At 61.9% G+C, this 22,686-nt stretch carries 23 protein-coding genes; all 23 read left to right on the top strand.

Annotation, left to right across the window (positions count from 1 at the left end):
• Nucleotides 1-738 precede the first annotated feature (738 nt).
• Nucleotides 739-2,703: a tRNA uridine-5-carboxymethylaminomethyl(34) synthesis enzyme MnmG gene (mnmG, locus tag A985_RS0112955; RefSeq protein ID WP_026131931.1), complete on the top strand. Its 1,965-nt coding sequence runs from the start codon at nucleotides 739-741 to the stop codon at nucleotides 2,701-2,703.
• A gap of 12 nt (nucleotides 2,704-2,715) precedes the next feature.
• Nucleotides 2,716-3,396 (top strand): 16S rRNA (guanine(527)-N(7))-methyltransferase RsmG, encoded by a 681-nt coding sequence (gene rsmG / locus A985_RS0112950; RefSeq protein WP_017233827.1) that lies wholly within the window; start codon nucleotides 2,716-2,718, stop codon nucleotides 3,394-3,396.
• Nucleotides 3,393-4,019: a lipocalin family protein gene (locus A985_RS0112945; RefSeq protein WP_017233826.1), complete on the top strand. Its 627-nt coding sequence runs from the start codon at nucleotides 3,393-3,395 to the stop codon at nucleotides 4,017-4,019. Before rsmG ends, A985_RS0112945 begins: the two co-directional genes overlap by 4 nt.
• Before the next feature lie 169 nt (nucleotides 4,020-4,188).
• Nucleotides 4,189-4,959, top strand: a complete 771-nt coding sequence (locus tag A985_RS0112940) for a ParA family protein (RefSeq protein ID WP_017233825.1) — start codon at nucleotides 4,189-4,191, stop codon at nucleotides 4,957-4,959.
• A gap of 27 nt (nucleotides 4,960-4,986) precedes the next feature.
• Entirely contained in the window at nucleotides 4,987-5,886 is a 900-nt protein-coding gene (locus A985_RS0112935; RefSeq protein WP_017233824.1) for a ParB/RepB/Spo0J family partition protein, read from the top strand.
• 156 nt (nucleotides 5,887-6,042) lie between these two features.
• Complete coding sequence (locus tag A985_RS0112930) at nucleotides 6,043-7,158, top strand: SLC13 family permease (protein ID WP_017233823.1); 1,116 nt, start codon at nucleotides 6,043-6,045, stop codon at nucleotides 7,156-7,158.
• A gap of 244 nt (nucleotides 7,159-7,402) precedes the next feature.
• Nucleotides 7,403-7,906 (top strand): ATP synthase subunit I, encoded by a 504-nt coding sequence (locus A985_RS0112925; protein ID WP_017233822.1) that lies wholly within the window; start codon nucleotides 7,403-7,405, stop codon nucleotides 7,904-7,906.
• 69 nt (nucleotides 7,907-7,975) lie between these two features.
• Nucleotides 7,976-8,824, top strand: coding sequence for a F0F1 ATP synthase subunit A (gene atpB / locus A985_RS0112920; RefSeq protein ID WP_017233821.1), 849 nt, complete (start codon nucleotides 7,976-7,978; stop codon nucleotides 8,822-8,824).
• Between the two features lie 85 nt (nucleotides 8,825-8,909).
• Nucleotides 8,910-9,176, top strand: coding sequence for a F0F1 ATP synthase subunit C (gene atpE, locus A985_RS0112915; protein WP_017233820.1), 267 nt, complete (start codon nucleotides 8,910-8,912; stop codon nucleotides 9,174-9,176).
• A 125-nt stretch (nucleotides 9,177-9,301) separates the two neighbouring features.
• Nucleotides 9,302-9,772, top strand: coding sequence for a F0F1 ATP synthase subunit B (locus tag A985_RS0112910; protein WP_017233819.1), 471 nt, complete (start codon nucleotides 9,302-9,304; stop codon nucleotides 9,770-9,772).
• A 2-nt stretch (nucleotides 9,773-9,774) separates the two neighbouring features.
• Nucleotides 9,775-10,305, top strand: coding sequence for a F0F1 ATP synthase subunit delta (locus A985_RS0112905; RefSeq protein ID WP_017233818.1), 531 nt, complete (start codon nucleotides 9,775-9,777; stop codon nucleotides 10,303-10,305).
• A 50-nt stretch (nucleotides 10,306-10,355) separates the two neighbouring features.
• Entirely contained in the window at nucleotides 10,356-11,897 is a 1,542-nt protein-coding gene (atpA, locus tag A985_RS0112900) for a F0F1 ATP synthase subunit alpha (protein WP_017233817.1), read from the top strand.
• A gap of 88 nt (nucleotides 11,898-11,985) precedes the next feature.
• Nucleotides 11,986-12,873 carry a F0F1 ATP synthase subunit gamma gene (gene atpG / locus A985_RS0112895; protein ID WP_026131929.1) on the top strand — a complete coding sequence of 296 codons (888 nt, stop codon included), beginning with the start codon at nucleotides 11,986-11,988 and terminating at the stop codon, nucleotides 12,871-12,873.
• Between the two features lie 61 nt (nucleotides 12,874-12,934).
• Nucleotides 12,935-14,326 (top strand): F0F1 ATP synthase subunit beta, encoded by a 1,392-nt coding sequence (atpD, locus tag A985_RS0112890; protein ID WP_017233815.1) that lies wholly within the window; start codon nucleotides 12,935-12,937, stop codon nucleotides 14,324-14,326.
• Nucleotides 14,327-14,473: 147 nt separating this feature from the next.
• On the top strand, nucleotides 14,474-14,890 hold the full coding sequence (locus A985_RS0112885) for a F0F1 ATP synthase subunit epsilon (protein WP_017233814.1): 417 nt from the start codon (nucleotides 14,474-14,476) through the stop codon (nucleotides 14,888-14,890).
• Nucleotides 14,891-15,283: 393 nt separating this feature from the next.
• Nucleotides 15,284-17,002, top strand: coding sequence for an AMP-binding protein (locus A985_RS0112880; protein WP_017233813.1), 1,719 nt, complete (start codon nucleotides 15,284-15,286; stop codon nucleotides 17,000-17,002).
• 104 nt (nucleotides 17,003-17,106) lie between these two features.
• Nucleotides 17,107-18,318: a Bcr/CflA family multidrug efflux MFS transporter gene (locus tag A985_RS0112875; protein ID WP_017233812.1), complete on the top strand. Its 1,212-nt coding sequence runs from the start codon at nucleotides 17,107-17,109 to the stop codon at nucleotides 18,316-18,318.
• 558 nt (nucleotides 18,319-18,876) lie between these two features.
• The gene (flhD, locus tag A985_RS0112870; RefSeq protein WP_017233811.1) at nucleotides 18,877-19,194 is read left to right on the top strand and encodes a flagellar transcriptional regulator FlhD; all 318 of its coding nucleotides are present in this window, start codon (nucleotides 18,877-18,879) and stop codon (nucleotides 19,192-19,194) included.
• A 65-nt stretch (nucleotides 19,195-19,259) separates the two neighbouring features.
• Nucleotides 19,260-19,835, top strand: a complete 576-nt coding sequence (flhC, locus tag A985_RS0112865; protein WP_017233810.1) for a flagellar transcriptional regulator FlhC — start codon at nucleotides 19,260-19,262, stop codon at nucleotides 19,833-19,835.
• Between the two features lie 116 nt (nucleotides 19,836-19,951).
• Nucleotides 19,952-20,812, top strand: coding sequence for a flagellar motor stator protein MotA (gene motA, locus A985_RS0112860; protein WP_017233809.1), 861 nt, complete (start codon nucleotides 19,952-19,954; stop codon nucleotides 20,810-20,812).
• Nucleotides 20,813-20,824: 12 nt separating this feature from the next.
• Nucleotides 20,825-21,802, top strand: coding sequence for a flagellar motor protein MotB (gene motB, locus A985_RS0112855; RefSeq protein ID WP_017233808.1), 978 nt, complete (start codon nucleotides 20,825-20,827; stop codon nucleotides 21,800-21,802).
• A 17-nt stretch (nucleotides 21,803-21,819) separates the two neighbouring features.
• Nucleotides 21,820-22,203, top strand: a complete 384-nt coding sequence (locus tag A985_RS0112850) for a response regulator (RefSeq protein WP_017233807.1) — start codon at nucleotides 21,820-21,822, stop codon at nucleotides 22,201-22,203.
• A gap of 42 nt (nucleotides 22,204-22,245) precedes the next feature.
• On the top strand, nucleotides 22,246-22,686 hold a 441-nt coding region (locus A985_RS25400; RefSeq protein ID WP_017233806.1), incomplete at its 3' end, for an Hpt domain-containing protein.

Raw genomic sequence — 22,686 nt, 5'->3', positions numbered from 1 at the left:
CCATTGAAGTCCGCTGGCGCCGCCGAGATGAAAAAGGGGGGCGGTGGAATTTGAGAGTGAGGTGGTGGAGTCATGCCTTCACGTCGCGATAACGTCAAAGCAACCGCCGAATCCACCCGACCAGGTTTCACGTGAAACACCGAGTGACGATCCGGCGATGGTTGTCCTGGGGCAATGGATTGGCGGAGATTGCCGGTGCCCTGACGGAGCGACTTTCAAGTGGAGCGCAGTCGGGGCGCCTGTGATCTCCGCTGCCCGGAGGCAGGTGAGGGTGGGGGCGGAATTCAAGGGTGGGGTGTTGCAGTGTTGCGTTCACGTCGCGGTAAAGTTAAAGCAACCGCCGAATCCGCTCAACGACGTTTCACGTGAAACATCGAGTGACGATCTGGCGATGGTTGTCCTGGGGCAATGGATTGGCGGAGATTGCCGGTGCCCTGACGGAGCGACTTTCAAGTGGAGCGCAGTCGGGGCGCCGGTGATCTCCGCTGCCCGGAGGCAGGCGAGAGCGAGGGATGGAATTCAACGGTGAGGTGGTGCAGGAAGGCCCTCGCCACGCTTCATAACCTAAGCGTCCCCCCATCCAACCCAACGATGTTTCACGTGAAACCGTCCCCAATACCGTCGTTTTGCCAACGTTCCACGTGAAACACCTCAGCCGTTACAAATGATGCACCGCAATACCGCTATAATTCCGCCATTACCGAATCCAGAGAGTTTGCCGTCCGCGGCAAGATGACGATGCTTTATCCGACCGAGTTCGACGTGATCGTAGTGGGTGGCGGCCATGCCGGCACAGAGGCTGCGCTCGCCTCGGCCCGCATGGGCTGTAAGACGCTTCTGCTCACCCACAACATCGAGACCCTCGGTCAGATGAGCTGCAATCCCTCCATCGGCGGGATCGGCAAAGGCCATCTCGTCAAAGAGGTCGATGCACTGGGCGGGGCCATGGCCGCCGCGACCGATGAGAGCGGTATCCAGTTTCGCATCCTGAATTCGTCCAAAGGGCCGGCCGTGCGCGCCACCCGTGCCCAAGCCGACCGAATTCTCTACAAGCAGGCTATCCGCCATCGCCTCGAGAATCAGCCTAACCTTTGGCTCTTCCAGCAAGCCGTCGAAGACCTCATCGTCGAAGGCGAACGTGTCGTAGGCGCCATCACCCAAGTGGGGCTGCGTTTCCGCGCCCGCGCCGTGGTTCTCACCGCCGGCACCTTCCTCGACGGCAAAATCCACGTCGGGCTGAACAACTACGTTGGCGGGCGCGCCGGAGACCCGGCCGCCATCAGCCTGTCCGCTCGCCTCAAAGAGTTGAAACTACCGCAAGGTCGGTTGAAAACCGGTACGCCGCCGCGCATCGACGGCCGTTCCATCGACTTCTCCGTTCTCGAAGAACAGCCCGGTGACCTCGATCCCGTTCCCGTGTTCTCGTTTCTCGGCCGCCCCGAACAGCATCCGCGCCAAGTGCCGTGCTGGGTCACCCACACCAACGAACGCACCCACGATATCATCCGCGGCGGACTCGACCGGTCGCCCATGTACACCGGCGTTATCGAAGGCGTCGGTCCGCGCTATTGTCCGTCCATCGAAGACAAGATTCACCGCTTCGCCGACAAGACGTCGCACCAGATCTACCTCGAACCCGAAGGCCTCACGACCAACGAGTTCTACCCCAACGGCATCTCCACCAGCCTGCCGTTCGACGTACAACTCGAACTCGTCCGCTCGATGAAAGGTATGGAGAATGCCTACATCCTGCGCCCAGGCTATGCCATCGAATACGACTACTTCGATCCCCGTGGGCTGCGCAGTTCGCTCGAAACCCGCGTCATCTCCGGGCTCTTCTTCGCGGGGCAGATCAACGGAACGACGGGCTACGAAGAGGCCGCCGCCCAAGGGTTGCTCGCCGGCATCAACGCCGCGTTGCAAGTACAAGGCCGCGATGCCTGGTGCCCGCGCCGCGATCAGGCGTACCTTGGCGTGCTCGTCGACGACCTGATTACGCGTGGCGTCTCCGAACCCTATCGCATGTTCACCAGCCGCGCCGAGTATCGCCTGTCGCTGCGTGAAGACAATGCCGACATGCGTCTGACCGAAGTCGGCCGCGAACTCGGTGTCGTCGACGATACGCGCTGGGAATCGTTCTGCCGCAAACGCGACGCTGTTTCACGTGAAACAGAACGTCTCAAATCGACGTGGGTGACACCGAAAACCTTCCCGGCCGAAGATGCCGTGCCGCTGCTCGGCAAAGCCATCGACCATGAATACTCGCTGGCCGATTTGCTGCGTCGCCCGGAAGTTGGCTACGACGCCCTCATGGCCGTGCAGGGCGGTCGTCTTGCCGCCGAAACACCGCTCTCCGACGATCCGCTGCAAGCGAACCAGATTCGTGAGCAGATCGAGATCGCCGCCAAGTATCAGGGCTACATCGACCGTCAGGCCGACGAGATCGTGCGCAAGGAAGCCAACGAAAACACCGTGCTGCCGGCCAACATCGACTACAACGAGGTACGCGGACTATCGATCGAAGTGCGCCAGAAGCTGGGGGCGCAGCGGCCTGAGACATTGGGTCAGGCATCGCGTATCTCCGGCGTGACGCCCGCCGCGATCTCGCTGCTGATGATCCACCTCAAGAAAGGGCTCGGACGCCGTCGCGCGTCAGGGGAAGCGACCGCTGCCGCCGATGACGGCGACGCACACGCAGCCTGACGCGGAGCCCTCATGACCGATCCGCGACGTTCCGCCGCCAACGGCGGCAATGACCTGGCTGTGCTTTTGGCCGACGGCATCCGGCAACTTGGCCTGTCCATCAGCGAAGAACAACAGCGGTGCCTGCTCGACTACCAGGCGTTGCTGGCGAAATGGAATGCCTCGTTGCAGATGACCTCCATCCGCGAACCCCGCCAAATGGTCGTCAAGCACCTGCTCGATTCGCTCTCCATTCTGCCGCGCCTTGACCGTGAGCCGATTTCACGTGTGCTTGACGTGGGCTCAGGCGGTGGGCTGCCCGGCGTGGTGCTCGCGATTGTGCGTCCCGACTGGCAAGTGACGGTCAACGACATCGTGCACAAAAAAACAGCATTCCTCACCCAGGCCCGCGCGACATTCAAGTTGACCAATCTGACGGTCGTGACCGGCCGGGTCGAGTCACTCGCTGTTGGCAAAGAAGTGAGCGCACCTTTCGACGCCATCGTGTCGCGCGCCTTTGCCGAGCTGACCGATTTCGTCACCCTCGCGGGAGCCTTGCTGGCTCCCGATGGCAGCTTCTGGGCCATGAAAGGCGTGGCGTCAGAAAGCGAACTCGCGCTGCCCACCGGCTACACACTGGTTGAGCGTCTGGCGCTGAACGTCCCATTTCTCGACGCCGAGCGTCATTTGCTTCGCGTGAAGGTAACAGCATGAATAAGATGACCCGCTGGGCAGGGGCCGTCATGGTCAGTTTTTCGGTGGTTGCCGCGGTCGCCTGGGGGCAATCCGGACAAGAATCGCTGACGACACGCGTGCGGCCGGTACAGAAGATCGACAAAGCGCGCTACGTCGGCACCTGGTACGAAATAGCACGCTATCCGAATTTCTTCGAGCGAAAATGTGTGTCGGACGTGACGGCGCAGTATGCCGCGCGACCGGACGGGCGGATCGAAGTCACCAACCGATGCCGCAAGGACGATGGTACGTGGGTCAGCGATACCGGTCTGGCACGCACCGATGGGCAGGGCACCGGCACGGCCCGCTTCAAGGTGACGTTCGCGCCGCAATGGTTGCACTGGATTCCCTGGCTTTGGGCGAACTACTGGGTTATCGTGCTCGACGACGACTATCAGTTTGCCGCTGTCGGAGAGCCCAGTCGCGAGTACCTCTGGGTCCTCTCGCGAACGCCGACGATGGACGACAACGCACTGAATCAAATGCGTGCCCAGTTGCGCAAGCAGGGCTACGACACTGACAAACTGGTGTTGACGCCCCAAAAGGCGAGCGCCTCGGCAGTACCGCCCGCCGGCGCGTCTGACGCCGGTCAGCGAAAGTAATAACTGAGCTTTACTCAGGTAATCGAATTTGCGGGACGGAGCGAATCGCGCACGCCGGGCCTCAGCCAGTCGGCGGTCGCTGGCGGCGCGGCGCATTGGCCCCGGTTTCAGCCCGGCATGATCTGCACCCATCGCATCAACACGGCAGCATTCGGAGGACTACATCGGCATGGCGAAAATTTTCTGCGTGGCCAATCAGAAGGGCGGCGTCGGCAAGACGACCACCACGGTGAACCTCGCTGCCGGACTGGCGTCGCACGGGCAGCGTGTCCTGTTGGTCGACCTCGATCCGCAGGGCAATGCGACGATGGGCAGCGGCATCGACAAAGCCGCTCTCGAATCAAGCGTGTACGAAGTGCTGGTGGACGGTGCCGATGTGGTCGCGAGTTGCCAGCGCTCGGAGTCGGGGAGTTACGATGTGCTGCCCGCGAACCGTGAACTCGCGGGTGCGGACGTGGAACTCGTCTCGCTCGAAAATCGCGACACCCGATTGAAGCTGGCGCTCGCCAAAGTCGACGACGCGTACGATTTCATCCTCATCGACTGCCCGCCCACGCTCTCGCTGCTTACCCTCAACGGGTTGTGCGCGGCGCACGGCGTGATCATTCCGATGCAGTGCGAATATTTCGCGCTCGAAGGGTTGTCGGATCTCGTCAATACGATCAAGCAAGTGCACGCGAATCTGAACCGCGACCTGCAGGTGATCGGCCTGCTGCGCGTGATGTTCGATCCGCGCATCACGCTGCAGCAACAAGTCTCGGACCAGCTCAAGGAGCACTTCGGAGACAAGGTATTCAACGCGATCATTCCGCGCAATGTGCGACTCGCTGAAGCGCCGAGCTACGGCATGCCAGGCGTCGTTTTCGATCCTGCATCGCGTGGCGCGAAGGCGTATCTGCAATTCGGCGCGGAAATGATCGCGCGTATTCAAACTATGTAAGGCGCATTCGCGCAGGAACGCATTCACATGGCGACCAAGACCACCGCACTGAAGAAAAAGGGCCTGGGCCGCGGCCTCGAAGCCCTGCTCGGCGCCCACGCCGATAATCACAACGGCGCGACCGACGCGCGCGCCGACGGCGCACCGTCGGTCATGGCGCTCGAGCGCCTTCAGGCCGGCAAGTATCAGCCTCGCACTCGCATGGATGAGGGCGCACTGCAGGAACTTGCCGCGAGCATTCGCGCGCAGGGCCTGATGCAGCCGATTCTGGTGCGTCCCGTCGATGGTGAGAAGTACGAAATTATTGCGGGCGAGCGACGTTTTCGTGCCGCACGTATCGCCGGACTGGCCGAAGTGCCGGTGCTCGTGCGCGACGTGCCCGACGAAGCCGCCGCCGCGATGGCGCTCATCGAGAATATTCAGCGCGAAGACTTGAATCCGCTTGAAGAAGCGCAAGGCATTCAGCGGCTGCTCGGTGAGTTCAACTACACGCACGAGCAAGCCGCCGAATCGCTTGGCCGCTCGCGCAGCGCGGTGTCGAACCTGTTGCGCCTGCTCAATCTCGCGCATCCCGTGCAGACGATGCTGCTCGCGGGCGATCTCGACATGGGGCACGCGCGTGCGCTGCTCTCCGTCGACGCCGCCACGCAGATCACGCTCGCCAATCAAGTGGTGAACAAGCGTCTTTCGGTGCGCGACACGGAGCGCATCGTCAATGCGTCGCTCAAGCCGCAGGGAGACGGGATTCGTCGTCGCTCGGCGGAAGAGGGCGGTCGCGACGTGACGCGTCTCGAAGAAGAGTTGTCGGATTTGCTCGCGTCGAACGTCAAGATCAAGGTCGGCCGCAAAGGCGCCGGACAACTCACGATTGAATTCGGCAGCCTCGACGCGCTCGACGGCATTCTCGCGCGCATTCGTGCCGAATGACGTCGGTGTGTTGAGCGTCCTCTCGTGAGCGATCCCGCAGGCAAGTCCGTGGAGCCGACGAAGGCGAGCCCGTCGCAGACATCGGCCGTGCCAGCTTCATCGTCATCGGCAGCGTCATCGCCATCGTCACAGCACGGCACCGCAGCAACGCGTGCATTGCGCGCCCTGCGCGCAACCTACGAGCGCGTGCGCGACGATCGCGTGCTGGTCATCCTGCTCGTGGGCTTCGTCGCCTTGCAGATAGCCCGGCCGGCGAGCCTTGGGGACCTGTTCGCACGCATCGATCAGCACACGATTCTCACGCTCGCCGGATTGCTGATGCTCACGCGCGCGATCGATCAGAGCGGCTTCCTCGATTGGCTTGCTCAGCGCTTGCTGCGGGCGTTTCGCACCGAGCGACGTCTCGCGCTGTTGATGGTGGCGTTCGCCGCAGCCCTCTCCACGCTGCTCACCAACGACGTCGCCCTCTTTGCCGTCGTGCCGCTCGCGCAGTCGCTCGCACGCATTGCACCGGTGCGGATTGAACGGCTGATCATCTTCCTCGCGTTGGCGGTCAATGCCGGCTCGAGCCTCACGCCGCTCGGCAATCCGCAGAATCTCTTCCTGTGGCAACACAGTGGCATGGGCTTCGGAGCTTACGTCGTCATGATGACGCCTCTGACGTTGGCGCTCATGGCCGTGTTGCTCGTGACGTGTGCGATGGCGTTCGATTCCCGTGTGCTGCATTTTCAGCGGCGCGGCCCCGCGCATGACGTGCGCTGGCCGTTGCTGTGGGTCGCCCTGGCGCTGTTCGTGGCGTTCGTCGTGCTGGCGGATCACGGCGCTGCCACCTGGGCCTGCGCGGGTGTGGCGGCGGTCCTGCTGGTCGCGCGGCGCAATGCGGTGTTCGGTATCGACTGGTTGCTGCTCGCCATCTTCGTGCTGATGTTCGTGGTGCTGCGCGGTGTGGCCGGGTTACCCGAGGTGCGCGCGACGCTCGGTCAGGTGGATTTGTCCGGATCCGGTATGGCCTATATGGGGGCCGCGGTGCTGTCGCAGGTCATCAGCAACGTTCCCGCCGCGATCCTGCTCGCGGAGTACAGCCACAACTGGCCGGCGCTTGCGCATGGCGCGGCGGTCGGTGGCTTCGGCCTTGCAATCGGTTCGTTAGCCAACCTGATCGCATTGCGCATGGCGAAATCTGACAAGATCTGGTGGCGCTTTCATTGGCTCTCCCTCCCGTTTTATCTGGTGGCACTGTGTGTCGGATATGTTGCCCTCAAATGGGGATAATCGCGCATCGAATGACGTCAAGTCGCAGCGATTGCGCAGCGTTTGGGGCATTTGCCGCGCTGCACCATGAGGAAAATCGGGCTCCTTGAGAGTTGGCGCCAAATCGGAGCATGCACTGCACAATTTCGGCGAATTTGTTGCGTGTTTCGATTGACTGGGGTTCGTAATTTCCCGTAAAATCTCGCGGATTTATCTGCTTGAAGAGCCCATTCGTTTTGCACGAGTCGGGCGGGGAGGCTACGAGATGACCGACGAAAAACGGTCGGACTTGGAACCGAAACCGCAAGCGCCGGCACGTGCAGCATCAGAGGTCTGGGACGACGAGCAGGCGCAAGAAACCATCGTTCCGCTCACACGTGCGCAGGCTGAGCGCCTGTTCGGTCCCGATGTGGGGCGTGTGTCCCGTGTGACTCCATTCAGGGTGGTGGGAGCCCAGGTACTGCTGTCGCTGGTAGCGGCGCTGGCCTGGTGGTTACTCTCGGCATCGCCACGAGACGCGGCGGTGTCCGCATGGCTGGGTGGAATGGTCGGTTGGTTGCCGGGCGCATTGTTTGCGCTGCGGCTAAGAATGTCAGGTGATCGCCTCTCCGTCGGTTCGTTGATGGTGGGAGAGGCGGTCAAGGTAGCAACGACGATTGCGTTGTTTGTGGCCATAGCCTTCGGCTACCCAGGCGTGCACTGGATAGCGTTGCTGGTCACCTTCGTGCTCACGCTCAAAGTCTATTGGCTTGCGATGGCATTGAAGTAGCGGTGAAAACCCGCTCGCGCGTCGACACGCTACCGTGTGCGGATTTTCATAATTGGGTGTTTGATCGCTATGTCATTAGAAGCCGGCCACGCTCCGAGCCCGTCGGAGTACATTTCGCACCACCTGCAAAACCTTGCGAGTTCGACGCAAACCAAGATCGTCGATTTCTCGATCATCAACTGGGACACGATGTTCTGGTCGATCGCAATGGGCGTTCTGGGCTGTTTCGTGCTTTGGTTGGCTGCCCGTAAAGCGTCCTCGGGCGTGCCGAGCCGTTTCCAGGGGGCGGTTGAAATGCTCGTCGAAATGGTGGAAGACCAGTCGAAGAGCATCGTGCACGGCAATCGTGCGTTCATCGCACCGCTGGCGTTGACCGTGTTCGTCTGGGTCGCCCTCATGAACTCGCTGGACTTGCTGCCCGTCGATCTGCCGTCAAAGGTGATCGGGTGGGTCGGCCTGGGCGACATCATTACCCATCACCGCATCGTGCCGACGGCCGATCTGAACGGTACGCTGGGTATTTCCGTCGGCGTGCTGATCCTGATGCTGTACTACAGCTTCAAGATCAAGGGCGCGGGTGGTTTCATGCACGAGTTGTTCACGGCACCGTTCGGTAACCACTTCCTGCTGTGGATCCCGAACCTGCTGCTCAACCTGATCGAATTCTGTGCCAAGACCGTGTCGCTCGGTATGCGACTGTTCGGCAATATGTACGCCGGCGAACTGTTGTTCCTGCTGATCGCTCTGTTGGGCGGCATCTGGAGCTTTGGCGCGGATGCGTCGGTGCTGGGTTTTGTCGGTCACATCATTGCCGGCACCGCATGGGCGATTTTCCACATCCTGATCGTGTTGCTCCAGGCGTTCATCATGATGATGCTCACGCTGGTGTATATCGGCCAGGCGCACGACCATCATTGATGGGTCGTTGCAGGCAGTGACGTGTTTCCCGGTTTCACAGTTTTTCAAATTTAAAGTTTCAAGTCTCTAACCAAAAGGAGTAATCATGCAAGCTTTCATCGCCAACATCCAGGGTCTGACCGCCATCGCTATCGGCATTATCATCGGTCTGGGTGCTATCGGCGCCTGCCTGGGTATCGCGCTGATGGGCGGTAAGTACATCGAAGCGTGCGCCCGTCAGCCCGAGCTGATGAACCCGCTGCAAACGAAGATGTTCCTGCTGGCCGGCCTGATCGATGCGGCATTCCTGATCGGCGTGGGCGTTGCCATGCTGTTCGCGTTCGCGAACCCGCTGCTGTCGAAGCTCGCTTAAGTTTCTTTCGGCCGGTCGCGCAATGATCCGCGCGGCCAACTGGACATGAACGGCGCGCCCAAGCCAGCTGGCACCATGGGGCGCGCTGTTTTGCCAATCGACTCGCATCACCGAAAGGAAACACCGTGAACATAAACGCAACTCTGTTCGCGCAAACCGTCGTGTTTCTGATCCTGGCATGGTTCACGATGAAGTTCGTGTGGCCGCCGCTGATCAAGGCTATCGACGAACGCGCGAAGAAAATCGCTGACGGTCTGGCTGCCGCCGACAAGGGCAAGGCCGAACTGGACGCCGCCAACAAGCGCTCCACGCAAGCCCTCGCGGAAGCCCGCGACGAAGGCGCGAAGCGTATTGCCGACGCCGAGAAGCGTGCTCAGGCCGTGGCCGACGAAATCAAGGCCCAGGCGCAAGCCGAAGCCGCCCGAATCATCGCCAACGCCAAAGCCGAAGCCGAGAATCAGGCCGTCAAGGTCCGTGAATCGCTGCGCGAAGACGTTGCCGGTCTGGCTGTCAAGGGCGCCGAGCAGATCCTGAAGCGTGAAGTTGACGCCAAGGCCCATGCCGACCTGCTGAACCAACTCAAGGCAGAGCTCTGATCATGGCCGAACTCGCAACCATCGCTCGTCCGTACGCCGAAGCGCTGTTCCGCGTGGCCAAGACCGGCGACCTGAATCGCTGGTCGGGGCTGGTGCGCGAACTGGCGCAAGTGGCAGCGCTGTCCGAAGTGGCCAATCTGGCCGACGATCCGAAAATCACGCCGGCGCAAGTGGTCGATGTGCTGACCGCGGCCGTGAAATCGACCGACGCCGAAGTGCGCAACTTCGTCGCCGCTGTGGTCGAGAACGGCCGTCTGGCCGCCATGCCGGAGATCGCCGAACAGTTTGAAGCGTTGAAGAACGCTGCCTCCGGTTCGGCGGATGCCACGATCGAAAGCGCCTTCCCGCTCGAAGGCGAGCAACTGACCTCTCTGGTCAAGGGCCTCGAGCACAAGTTCGGCTGCAAGCTCAACGCGAGCGTGACGGTAGACCCGTCGCTCATCGGTGGCGTGCGTGTGGTGGTTGGCGACGAGGTGCTGGACACTTCGGTGCGCGCCCGCCTGGCAGCTATGCGGACGTCGCTGACGGCCTGAGGCCGGCGCGATACGACTGCGACGGCAAGAATTGAATATCAGGAGCACATATGCAACTCAATCCCTCTGAAATCAGCGAACTGATCAAGAGCCGGATTCAAGGTCTCGAGAGCGGCGCCGAAGTCCGTAACGAAGGCACCGTGATCTCGGTGACTGACGGTATCTGCCGCATCCATGGCCTGTCGGACGTGATGCAGGGCGAAATGCTGGAATTCCCGGGCAATACGTTCGGTCTGGCACTGAACCTCGAGCGCGACTCCGTCGGCGCCGTGATTTTGGGCGAATACGAGCACATCTCGGAAGGCGACACCGTCAAGTGCACGGGCCGCATTCTGGAAGTGCCGGTCGGCCCGGAACTGAAGGGCCGCGTCGTTGACGCACTGGGCCAGCCGATCGACGGCAAGGGTCCGATCAACGCCAAGCTCACCGACGCCATCGAAAAAATCGCCCCGGGCGTGATCTGGCGTAAGTCGGTGTCGCAACCGGTGCAGACCGGTATCAAGGCAATCGACGCCATGGTGCCGATCGGCCGCGGCCAGCGTGAGCTGATCATTGGTGACCGTCAGACGGGTAAGACCGCTGTGGCCATCGACGCGATCATCTCGCAGAAGGGCAAGGGCATGACCTGCGTGTACGTCGCCATCGGTCAGAAGGCCTCGTCGATCATGAACGTGGTGCGCAAGCTCGAAGAGCACGGCGCGATGGAATACACGATCATCGTGACGGCAACGGCGTCGGACTCGGCGGCCATGCAGTTCATCGCACCGTACGCCGGCTGCACGATGGGCGAGTACTTCCGCGATCGCGGCGAAGACGCGCTGATCATTTATGACGACTTGACCAAGCAAGCCTGGGCCTATCGTCAGATTTCGCTGCTGCTGCGCCGTCCGCCGGGCCGTGAAGCCTACCCGGGCGACGTGTTCTATCTCCACTCGCGTCTGCTCGAGCGTGCGGCGCGTGTCTCGGAAGAGTACGTCGAGAAGTTCACCAACGGCCAAATCAAGGGCCAGAGCGGTTCGCTGACCGCCCTGCCGGTGATTGAAACGCAAGCCGGCGACGTGACCGCCTTCGTTCCGACGAACGTGATTTCGATTACCGACGGCCAGATCTTCCTGGAAACCGACCTCTTCAACGCGGGTATCCGTCCGGCAATCAACGCCGGTATCTCGGTGTCGCGTGTGGGTGGTGCGGCGCAGACCAAGGTCATCAAGAAGCTGTCGGGCGGTATCCGTACCGACCTCGCACAGTACCGTGAGCTGGCTGCGTTCGCGCAGTTCGCCTCCGACCTGGACGAAGCGACCCGCAAGCAGCTCGAGCGCGGCCGCCGCGTGACGGAACTGCTCAAGCAGCCGCAGTACCAGCCGCTGCAGGTCTGGGAACTGGCCACGTCGCTGTTTGCCGCCAACAACGGCTATCTGGACGACCTCGAAGTCTCCCAGGTCCTGTCGTTCGAAAAGGGTCTGCGCGAAGTTCTGAAGACCAGCCACGGCGCGCTCATCGGCCGTATCGAAGAGACCAAAGATCTCTCGAAGGACGACGAAGCCGCCCTGCACGCTGCGATCAAGGACTTCAAGCAGACCGGCGCTTACTAATCCGGTTGAATCGGTAACTATTCAACGGACCCGGGAAGGCGCGATGTTCAGCCAACAGCGAACGTCGCGCCGAGACAAGGAGTAAGCAATGGCTGGAATGAAGGAAATTCGCGGCAAGATCAAGAGCGTGCAAAACACGCGCAAGATCACCAAGGCCATGGAAATGGTGGCCGCGTCGAAGATGCGCCGCGCGCAGGAACGCATGCGTCATGCCCGGCCGTACGCTGACAAGGTGCGCCAGATCGCCGCGCATATGGGCCAGGCGAATCCGGAATACCACCACCCGTTCATGGTGAAGCATGCCGACGCGAAAGCGGCCGGCTTCATCGTGGTGACGACGGACAAGGGTCTGTGCGGCGGCTTGAACACCAACGTGCTGCGTGCCGTGGTGGCCAAGATGAAGGACATCGAAGCGCAAGGCCTGAAGATCGAGGCCACTGCCATCGGCAGCAAGGGCTTCGGTTTCCTGAACCGTATCGGCGCGAAGGTGGTATCGCATGTCGTGCAACTGGGCGACACGCCACATCTGGACAAGTTGATCGGCGCAGTGAAGCTGCAGCTCGATGCGTACGCCGAAGGCAAGCTCGACGCCGTGTATCTGGCCTACAACCGCTTCGTCAACACGATGAAGCAGGAAGCCGTGGTCGAACAACTGCTGCCGCTGCCCGAGAAGTTCGAGGGTGCGTCGGACGACGCGAGCGCAGTGCCGGCACAGCATTCGTGGGACTACATCTACGAACCGGATGCGAAGACGGTCGTCGATGCCCTGTTGGTGCGTTACGTCGAAGCTGTCGTGTACCAGGCTGTCGCAGAGAACATGGCGTCGGAACAGTCCGCCCGTATGGTGGCCATGAAGGCCGCATCGGACAACGCGAAGACCGTGATCGGTGAATTGCAGATGATCTACAACAAGGGTCGTCAAGCCGCGATTACGAAGGAACTGTCCGAAATCGTGGGTGGCGCCGCCGCAGTCTAAGCGGTGGCACGGGCCGATGCGCCGCAAGGCGAAATGAATTTGAGTATCTAAAGGAAAAGCGATGAGTACTGCTTTGATTGAAGGCAAAATCGTACAGTGCATCGGCGCCGTTATCGACGTGGAATTCCCGCGCGAAAGCATGCCGAAGATCTACGACGCGCTCACCATGGAAGGGTCGGAACTGACGCTCGAAGTCCAGCAACAGCTGGGCGACGGCGTGGTTCGTACCATCTGTCTGGGTTCCTCCGAAGGCCTGCGCCGCGGCATGACGGTGCAAAACACCGGTCTGCCGATCACGGTGCCGGTCGGCAAGCCGACGCTGGGTCGCATCATGGACGTGCTGGGCCGTCCGATCGACGAAGCCGGTCCGATCGCCAAGGAACACACCCGTTCGATTCACCAGAAGGCACCGGCGTTCGACGAACTGTCGCCGTCGACCGAACTGCTCGAAACCGGCATCAAGGTGATCGACCTGATCTGCCCGTTCGCCAAGGGCGGTAAGGTGGGTCTGTTCGGTGGCGCCGGTGTGGGCAAGACCGTGAACATGATGGAACTCATCAATAACATCGCCAAGGAACACGGCGGTTATTCGGTGTTTGCCGGCGTGGGCGAGCGTACCCGTGAAGGGAACGACTTCTACCACGAAATGAAGGACTCGAACGTTCTGGACAAGGTCGCACTGGTGTACGGCCAGATGAACGAGCCGCCGGGCAACCGTCTGCGCGTGGCGCTGACCGGTCTGACGATGGCCGAGCACTTCCGTGACGAAGGTCGCGACGTGCTGTTCTTCGTGGACAACATCTACCGTTTCACGCTGGCCGGTACCGAAGTCTCGGCACTGCTCGGTCGTATGCCGTCCGCCGTGGGCTATCAGCCGACGCTGGCGGAAGAAATGGGTAAGCTGCAAGAGCGTATTACGTCGACCAAGACCGGCTCGATCACGTCGGTGCAAGCCGTGTACGTGCCTGCCGATGACTTGACCGACCCGTCGCCGGCCACCACCTTCGGTCACTTGGACGCCACCGTCGTTCTGTCGCGTGACATCGCCTCGCTGGGTATCTACCCGGCCGTCGATCCGCTCGACTCGACCTCGCGTCAGATCGACCCGAATGTGATTGGCGAAGAGCACTACACGGTGACCCGTCGCGTGCAATCGACGCTGCAGCGTTACAAGGAACTGCGCGACATTATCGCGATTCTGGGCATGGACGAACTGTCGCCGGACGACAAGCTCGCCGTGGCCCGTGCGCGTAAGATCCAGCGTTTCCTGTCGCAGCCGTTCCACGTGGCCGAAGTGTTCACGGGTTCGCCGGGCAAGTACGTTCCGCTCAAGGAAACGATCCGCGGCTTCAAGATGATCGTCGATGGCGAGTGCGACCACCTGCCGGAACAGGCGTTCTACATGGTTGGCACGATCGACGAAGCGTTCGAAAAAGCCAAGAAGATGCAGTAAACGGTTGAGTGCCGGGCGACGGCGGGGTCTCGCGAGAGACGCCACCGCACGCCGGCAGGTGACTGTTGCGGGGCGGGGTAGCGAAGCGAGGGCGGCAATGTCCGGACTGGCGCGCCTGCCGCTTCATCACACTCAACGGGAGCGATTATGGCAACCATTCAAGTAGACGTCGTCAGCGCCGAAGCGCAGATCTTCTCCGGTCCGGCGCGCTTTGTGGCGCTGCCTGGCGAAGCCGGCGAACTGGGCATTTTGCCCGGCCACACGCCGCTGATCACGCGCATCAAGCCGGGCGCGGTGCGTATCGAGGACGAGGCAGGGAACGAGGACTTCGTCTTCGTGGCCGGCGGCATTCTCGAAGTGCAACCGGGTACGGTGACCGTGCTCGCGGATACCGCAATTCGCGGCAAGGATTTGGACGAGGCCAAGGCTGCCGAAGCCAAGCGCCGTGCCGAAGAAGCGCTGTCGAACAAGGATTCGAACATCGAGTATGCGACTGCCCAAGCCGAACTGGCCGAAGCCATCGCCCAACTCGCTGCGATCCAGAAGTTCCGCAAGGTGAAGTAACGCCGCGTGGCTGCGGCGACGGCCTCATGGTCGACGCTGTACGCCATGCTCGCCGTAGTGCAACGAGGGTTGTCTTTGCAACGACCATCGCCACGCCGCGGCCAAAAGCCCCATGCATGCAAGTGCGTGGGGCTTTTGTTTTGTCCGGGCATGTCCGCCGCCCGGGGGCACCGCGTGCCCACCGCCCCGCGTATTCTTCGCTCAACTCAGGGCCATCCCCACTCGTGTCGTTGCCGGAATTCCGTTAACGTAAACGTCAAGTCAGCATCGCGCGCTATTGTTATGACTAGCGCCCCCGTCGCTCGATGAGACGACAACAGGCGGGCCATTCACGCGGGCGAGCGCCGGACATCAGCATTTCACCCCTTCAGCATTGCTTCAGGAGACAAGCGCATGGAAAGCCGGGAAGTTTCGGGCGTTGTACCTCGTAATGGACTGTCGTATGTGAAGGGTGACACCACCATTCCGCTATCGACGTTGACGGTGTTCGGTCTGCTCGCCGAGACGGCGGCGAAGTATCCGGAGCGGCAGGCCGTCGTGTTCCGTGAGCAGGGCGTGGATTGGACGTGGCGGGAATTCATCGCGCATGTGGATACGTTTGCCTCCGGGCTGATGTCGTTGGGCCTGAAGCAGGGCGATCGCGTGGGCATCTGGTCGCCGAACCGTGTGGAGTGGCTGGTCACGCAGTTCGCCACGGCACGGATCGGTTTGATTCTGGTGAACATCAATCCGGCGTACCGGCTGGCCGAACTCGAATACGCGATCAACAAGGTCGGATGTAAAGCGCTCATCGCGGCGGAGTCCTTCAAGACGTCGCGGTATCTCGACATGCTCAACACGCTCGCGCCCGAGCTGGCAGAGAGTTCTCCCGGTCAACTGCACTCGGCGAAGCTGCCGACGCTGCGCACCGTCATTCGCATGGGCTCGGGCGTGACGCCGGGCATGATGAATTACAGCGACGTGGTCACGCTCGGTGCGGATGCCGATCTCGACGCGCTGCGCGAGATCACCGATGGGCTCGATTGCTTCGACGCCATCAATATCCAGTTCACGAGCGGTACCACCGGCAACCCGAAGGGCGCCACGCTCACGCATCACAACATCGTCAACAACGGCCGTTACATCGCCATGGCGATGCGCTTCTCGGAGCATGACAGCCTGTGCATTCCGGTGCCGTTCTACCACTGTTTCGGCATGGTGCTGGCAGTGCTCGCCTGCGTGTCGACCGGGGCGACGATGGTGTTCCCGGGCGAGGCGTTCGACCCGAAGGCGACGATGGCCGCGGTGTCGGAAGAGCGCTGCACCGCATTGCACGGCGTGCCGACGATGTTCATCGCCCAGCTCGATCATCCGGACTTTGACATCTACCGGTTCGATACCTTGCGCACGGGCATCATGGCTGGCTCGCCGTGCCCGATCGAGACGATGAAGCGCGTGATCAGCCAAATGCACATGCACGAAGTTACGATTGCCTACGGCATGACGGAAACGAGTCCCGTGTCGTTCCAGACCACGACCACCGATCCGCTCGAGAAGCGCGTGACGACCGTCGGGCGCGTGCAGCCGCACCTCGAAGTGAAACTCGTGGATGCTGCCGGGGAGATCGTGCCGGTGGGCGAAAAGGGCGAACTTTGCACGAAGGGCTACTCGGTGATGCAGGGCTATTGGGACGACGAGCCGCGCACGCGTGAGGCGATCCGCGACGGCTGGATGCACACGGGCGATCTGGCCACGATCGACGAGGAAGGCTATTGCAATATCGTCGGCCGCGTAAAGGACATGCTCATTCGCGGGGGAGAGAACATCTACCCGCGCGAGATCGAGGAGTTCCTGTTCCGTCACCCGAAGGTGCAGGCGGTGCAGGTGTTCGGCGTGCCGGATGCGAAGTATGGCGAGGAAGTGTGCGCCTGGATCATTCTCAAACCGGGACAGAGCGCGACGGAAGACGATATCCGCGCCTTCTGCCAGGATCAGATCGCGCATTACAAGATTCCACGCTACATCCGCTTCGTGACCGAGATGCCGATGACGATCACGGGCAAGGTGCAGAAGTTCGTCATGCGCGAGCAGATGGTCGAATCGCTGGGACTGTCGGAAGCGAAGACAGCCTGACCGCCGCCGGGTCGGGGCCCGCGTGAATGGCGGGCCCTTGCTTATTTCTTGAGCGCGCCCGGGGGCAATGCCGTATGATTCGGGATTACCCTAGGTTTCGCGCCATGCCTGCCCACACCTTCCGCACGGTTTTCGTTCTCGGCATTCTGTCGGCCATCGGCTCGCTGTCGATCGACATGTATCTGCCCGCGCTGCCGAGCATTGCACGCGAATTGAATACGACGGACGCGGCAGCGCAATTCTCGCTGGCGTCGTTCTTTATTGGTCTCGGGCTGGGCCAGTTGCTGCACGGGCCGCTGGCCGACCGTTACGGGCGCAAGCGGCCGCTCTACGCCGGTCTGGCGCTCTATACCATCGCGTCGGCCGGTTGTGCGCTCGCCACGAATATCGAGACGCTGATTGTCTGTCGCTTCATTCAGGCGGTGGGCGGCTGCGCATGCTTTGTGATCGCCCGTGCGATGGCGCGCGACCTGTTTGACACGAGCACCGTGGCGCGTGTGCTGTCGCGCATGACGCTCATCATGGGCGCGGCCCCGATCCTCGCACCGCTGATCGGCGGGCAAGTCCTGCTGGTCGTCGGCTGGCGCTGGATCTTCTGGGGCCTGACGGTGTTCGGCGCGCTGTGTTTCGCGATGTCCGTCTATTGGCTGCCGGAGACGCGCGCGGCTGCAAAACAGGCTCGCCATTGGCTCGCTACGGCGTGGCACAACTACGGCGCACTCGTGCGCGACCGCGAATTCATGGGCAATGCGCTTGCGGGGGGCATCTCCCAGGCGGGGATGTTCGCCTACATCACCGGCTCGCCCTTCGTGTTCATCAATCTGTACGGCGTCGACCCTGCGCACTACGGCTGGCTTTTCGGGCTGAACGCGTGCGGCATCATTGCCGGCTCGCAGGTCAACGCCCACCTGTTGCGCAAGCGCCGTCCGGCCGACGTGCTACGTCGAACCAACAATCTGGTCGCCGTGCTGGGATTGTTGATGCTGGCGGTGGCGGCGCTCAAGCTCGGTGGACTGGTCGGGTTGATGGTGCCGCTGTTCGCCTATGTCACGAGCCTGGGCTTTTCCCAGCCGAATGCGGTGGCCGAAGCGCTGAACCGGCAGCATCAACGCGCCGGGGCCGCATCGGCCCTGCTGGGCGCGCTGCAATTCCTCGCCGCCGCGAGCGCGGGGGCCGCGGTCGGTCTGATGCACGCCCGCTCGGCGGTGCCGATGGCGGCCGTTATGGCCGTGTGCGGTGTGCTGTCTTGGTGTCTCCACACGGTACTGATCCGCCGCGCGGCCCGGGCGTTGCCCCCCGCTGCCGGACCGGCTTGATCCCGCGCTACTTCGCCGCAAGTCGCGAACGCCGCCGCACCCGGCATCATCGAGTGTTGGAATCCCGCCACACTGGGAAGGGCGCGAAAGACACTCGAGCGCCAATGCCGAAGATTTTCGGGGAACCGATGCGCGAAATTGTCTTCCAATCCTGATATTCGATACGCGTCATGCCCACCTGTAACAGTTTGTAATTGGACTGTTCGTGCGCCGGCGCGATAGGCAAAGTGCGATGCATAGCCCTCCTGCAAAGCCCCCGGAAATTTTTTGCAAGAATGGCTAAAGTTCGGCACCCGCTTGCCGAAATACAGTCGAGTAGTAAAGCGCAGCTTCATGACGTCTTCGTGACGCTGACATGATTTCGCCACGATCGCTATCCCCAGGCGTATCGGAGGGGCCGCTTGCGCCCCGTCTGTAGGAAAAATTCCTACAAATAACTTCCGCTTTTCTCACCGCCCCACGTAGTTTTTCTCCGATTTCTTTATCTTTCGCCCTTGTCCACAATGCGAGGGACTAGGCAGTCGTACGCCAGATCCATCCATTGCGCCGGGGGGCCGCATGCGAAACAGCGAAACACTCAATGAGATTCGTGAATTGAATCTCTCTTATCTCGTCCTGGCTCAGCGCCTGATCCGTGAGGATCGTGCCGCGGCAATGTTCCGCATGGGGATCAGCGACCAACTGGCCGACGTGCTCGGCCGTCTCACATTGGCTCAACTCGTCAAATTCGCGGGGTCGAACCAGCTTCTGTGTCGATTTCGCTTCGACGACCACGTAATGCTGTCGAGTCTTACGCACAGTGCGAAAGACGTGGGTATGCAGCAGTCGCACGCTTCGATTCTGTTGGCGGGGCAACCCGTCGAGCAGATCGGCTAAGCACGCCACGCACGCTACGCCGCCCGGTGGGCGGCGCTTCGCGTGACTTGCCAGGAAGTTTGCCCATGCGTACCAAAAGCGTCGTTCTCGAGGCCCGTGAAATTCAGTTGGCCATCGAGCTGATTGAACTCGGCGCCCGCCTCCAGTTGTTGGAAGCTGAAACGAGCCTGAGCCGTGACCGGCTCATCAAACTCTACAAAGAACTCAAGGGGGCATCGCCGCCCAAGGGCATGCTGCCGTTCTCGACCGATTGGTTCGTGACGTGGTTGCCGAACATCCATTCGTCGCTTTTCCACAATATCTATCGCCACCTCGTGCAGCACGGCGGGTGCCAGGGCATCGAAGCCATCGTCAAGGCGTACCGCCTGTACATGGAGCACGTGGAGATGCATGACTGGGAAGCGGTGCTCGGGTTTACACGCGCGTGGACGCTCGTTCGCTTCTTCGACAGCAAGATGTTGCAAATGACGCCGTGCACGCGCTGCGGCGGACATTTCGTCACGCACGCCCATGAGCCGCATGGCCAGTACGTTTGCGGACTTTGCCAGCCCCCGTCGCGCGCCGGCAAGACCCGCAAGGCGAAGCATGCGCCCGCGGCCGATCTGGCGCCGGTCACTGAAACTTCTCCATTGGCCGCCTAGGCAAGCCTACGTCACGAGGTCGCACCCCCTACAGTTTCCCTGCGTGTCTGCCGTTAAGCCCTCTGAACAGGACGGACAATTTTCCGTAGACGTATTTTTGCGAGAGGTATCCGGCAGTGCTTGTCGTCATTGGTTACATCATCGTTCTGGCATCGGTCTTTGGCGGTTTCGTCATGGGCGGAGGCCACTTGGGCGCGCTGTTTCAGCCGACCGAGCTGCTGATCATCGGTGGCGCGGGCATCGGCTCGTTCGTGGTGGGCAACAACAGCAAGGCGATCAAGGCGACGATGAAGGCGCTGCCGATGCTGTTCAAGGGCTCGAAATACACCAAGGATCTGTACATGGAGCTGATGGCGCTCCTGTACGTGCTGCTCGCGAAAGCGCGCAAGGACGGCATGCTCGCCATCGAAGGCGACGTGGAAGACCCGGCATCGAGCCCGGTGTTCTCGCAATATCCGCGCATTCTCGGCGAGCCGCGCATCATGGAATTCCTCACCGACTACCTGCGCCTGATGGTCAGCGGCAACATGAACGCGTTCGAGATCGAGAACCTGATGGATCACGAAATCGAAACGTACCGTCATGAAGGCGAAGTCCCCGCGCACTGTCTGCAGAAGACGGGCGACGCCATGCCCGCTTTCGGTATCGTGGCGGCCGTGATGGGCGTGGTGCACACGATGGCGTCGGCCGACCAGCCGCCGGCGGTGTTGGGCGCGCTGATCGCCCAGGCCCTCGTGGGCACGTTCCTCGGCATTTTGCTCGCCTACGGCTTCATCTCGCCGCTGGCGCAGCTCATCGAACACCGCATCAACGAATCCGTGAAGCTCTACGAGTGCATCAAGGTCACGCTGCTCGCCAGCCTGAACGGTTACGCGCCGGCACTCTCGGTCGAGTTCGGCCGCAAGGTGCTGTATTCCACCGTCCGTCCGTCGTTCGCCGAGCTCGAAGAGCACGTGCGACAGGTCAAGGCACGCTGACGGGCCGCAGCAATGAGCGAGAAAGAAGAGCGGCCCATCATCGTCAAGCGCCGCGCGCGCAGCGCGCACGGCCATCACGGCGGCGCGTGGAAGATTGCGTACGCCGACTTCATGACGGCGATGATGGCGTTCTTCTTGCTGATGTGGCTGCTCAGTTCGGCGACGAGCAAGGAGCTGACGGGGATTGCCGAATACTTCCGCACGCCGCTCATGGTCGCGCTCTCCGGCGGACATAACGCGGCCGACAATAGCGGTGTCATTCCCGGTGGCGGCCCCGACACGACCCGCACCGACGGCCAGAAATCGCGCGGCGATCAAGCCAGATCGCGTCAGGCGATGTCGGCCGAGCTGGCCGAGCGGGCCGAAGCGCAGCGTTTGCGCGAACTCAAGGCGCGCATCGAGAAGGCAATCGAGAACAATCCTACGCTCAAGCAGTTCCGCAAGCAGTTGCTCATCGACGTGACGACCGAGGGCTTGCGCATTCAGATCGTGGACGACCAGAACCGGCCGATGTTCGCCAACGCGAGCGCGCAGGTGCAGCCGTATATGCGTGACATCCTGCGCGAGATCGGCAAGTCGCTCAACGACATGCCGAACCGCATCAGCCTGTCGGGCCACACCGATGCCACCGCCTACGCACAGGGCGACAAGAGCTACAGCAACTGGGAGTTGTCGGCCGATCGCGCGAACGCGTCGCGTCGCGAACTGATTGCCGGCGGTCTCGACGGCGAAAAGGTGCTGCGCGTGGTGGGCCTGGCGTCCACCGTGCCGCTCGATCGCGACAACGCGTACAACCCGATCAATCGCCGCATCAGCATCATCGTGCTCAATCGACGCGCAGAGCAGTCGGTCAAGCGCGAGGCCGACCAACCGACGATCGACGCAGCGAACGCCCGCGGCGCCGGCAGCGATGCCGTGAACGCCCTCATCAACGGCGAGCTGCCGGCACCGCCTGCTCCCCCGGCGGCACCCGACGCCGCTCTGCGATAACGGACAAGAGGAGACGCATGCAGGCCCTTCGCAACACGATTCTCGCCGTCGACGATTCTGCGTCGATGCGTCAGATACTGGCGGCCACGCTTGACGAGGCCGGCTACGCCGTGACGACTGCCCGCGACGGGCAGGAGGCCCTGGCGCTGGCGTCGAACGCGGCGTTCGATCTGGTGCTGACCGACCAGCACATGCCTGGCATGGACGGCCTGTCGCTCATTCGCGCGCTGCGCGAACTCGACACGTTTGCGCAAACGCCGATTCTGGTGCTCACCACCGAAGTCGACGGCGCGTACAAAGCCGCGGCGCGCGAAGCGGGCGCCAGCGGCTGGCTGATCAAACCGGTCGACCCCGAGGCATTGGTCGACGTAGTGGGCTCGCTCGTCGGCGAAGGCGCATGACGATGTCGTCGATGGCACAACCAAGTTAGGACGAGGAAATCGGTGGATATCACCCAGTTCTACCAGACCTTTTTCGATGAAGCGGAAGAGTTGCTCGCCGAGATGGAGCATCTTCTGCTCGCGCTCGATATCAATGCACCCGATAACGAGCAGCTCAATGCGATCTTCCGTGCGGCCCACTCGATCAAGGGCGGCGCCGCGACGTTCGGCTTCACCGCGCTCACCGAGACCACTCACCTGCTGGAAAACCTGCTGGACCGCGCGCGCCGCGGCGAATTGCAGTTGCGCACCGAGATGGTCGACACCTTCCTGGAAACCAAAGACGTGTTGCATCAACAGTTGAATGCCTACCGCGCCTCCAGTGAGCCCGATGCCGAGGCGATGAAGCGCATCTGCGCTGTGCTCCAGCAGCTCGCCGCGGAGGAAAGCGGCGCGCCTGCCCCTGCGGCCGCACCGGCTGCGCCGGTAGCCTCCGCAGCGCCA

This window comes from Pandoraea sp. B-6 (assembly GCF_000282835.1).
Classification (GTDB): domain Bacteria; phylum Pseudomonadota; class Gammaproteobacteria; order Burkholderiales; family Burkholderiaceae; genus Pandoraea; species Pandoraea cepalis.
The sequence above is the reverse complement of the archived record's forward strand: the minus strand, read 5'-3'. Positions and strand labels throughout refer to the sequence as shown.

What these genes read in the sequence shown, in the direction of transcription:
- mnmG (WP_026131931.1), top strand. Translation starts at nt 739, where the DNA reads ATGCTTTATCCGACCGAGTTCGACGTGATCGTAGTGGGTGGCGGCCAT.
- rsmG (WP_017233827.1), top strand. Translation starts at nt 2,716, where the DNA reads ATGACCGATCCGCGACGTTCCGCCGCCAACGGCGGCAATGACCTGGCT.
- A985_RS0112945 (WP_017233826.1), top strand. Translation starts at nt 3,393, where the DNA reads ATGAATAAGATGACCCGCTGGGCAGGGGCCGTCATGGTCAGTTTTTCG.
- A985_RS0112940 (WP_017233825.1), top strand. Translation starts at nt 4,189, where the DNA reads ATGGCGAAAATTTTCTGCGTGGCCAATCAGAAGGGCGGCGTCGGCAAG.
- A985_RS0112935 (WP_017233824.1), top strand. Translation starts at nt 4,987, where the DNA reads ATGGCGACCAAGACCACCGCACTGAAGAAAAAGGGCCTGGGCCGCGGC.
- A985_RS0112925 (WP_017233822.1), top strand. Translation starts at nt 7,403, where the DNA reads ATGACCGACGAAAAACGGTCGGACTTGGAACCGAAACCGCAAGCGCCG.
- atpB (WP_017233821.1), top strand. Translation starts at nt 7,976, where the DNA reads ATGTCATTAGAAGCCGGCCACGCTCCGAGCCCGTCGGAGTACATTTCG.
- atpE (WP_017233820.1), top strand. Translation starts at nt 8,910, where the DNA reads ATGCAAGCTTTCATCGCCAACATCCAGGGTCTGACCGCCATCGCTATC.
- A985_RS0112905 (WP_017233818.1), top strand. Translation starts at nt 9,775, where the DNA reads ATGGCCGAACTCGCAACCATCGCTCGTCCGTACGCCGAAGCGCTGTTC.
- atpA (WP_017233817.1), top strand. Translation starts at nt 10,356, where the DNA reads ATGCAACTCAATCCCTCTGAAATCAGCGAACTGATCAAGAGCCGGATT.
- atpG (WP_026131929.1), top strand. Translation starts at nt 11,986, where the DNA reads ATGGCTGGAATGAAGGAAATTCGCGGCAAGATCAAGAGCGTGCAAAAC.
- atpD (WP_017233815.1), top strand. Translation starts at nt 12,935, where the DNA reads ATGAGTACTGCTTTGATTGAAGGCAAAATCGTACAGTGCATCGGCGCC.
- A985_RS0112885 (WP_017233814.1), top strand. Translation starts at nt 14,474, where the DNA reads ATGGCAACCATTCAAGTAGACGTCGTCAGCGCCGAAGCGCAGATCTTC.
- A985_RS0112880 (WP_017233813.1), top strand. Translation starts at nt 15,284, where the DNA reads ATGGAAAGCCGGGAAGTTTCGGGCGTTGTACCTCGTAATGGACTGTCG.
- A985_RS0112875 (WP_017233812.1), top strand. Translation starts at nt 17,107, where the DNA reads ATGCCTGCCCACACCTTCCGCACGGTTTTCGTTCTCGGCATTCTGTCG.
- flhD (WP_017233811.1), top strand. Translation starts at nt 18,877, where the DNA reads ATGCGAAACAGCGAAACACTCAATGAGATTCGTGAATTGAATCTCTCT.
- flhC (WP_017233810.1), top strand. Translation starts at nt 19,260, where the DNA reads ATGCGTACCAAAAGCGTCGTTCTCGAGGCCCGTGAAATTCAGTTGGCC.
- motB (WP_017233808.1), top strand. Translation starts at nt 20,825, where the DNA reads ATGAGCGAGAAAGAAGAGCGGCCCATCATCGTCAAGCGCCGCGCGCGC.
- A985_RS0112850 (WP_017233807.1), top strand. Translation starts at nt 21,820, where the DNA reads ATGCAGGCCCTTCGCAACACGATTCTCGCCGTCGACGATTCTGCGTCG.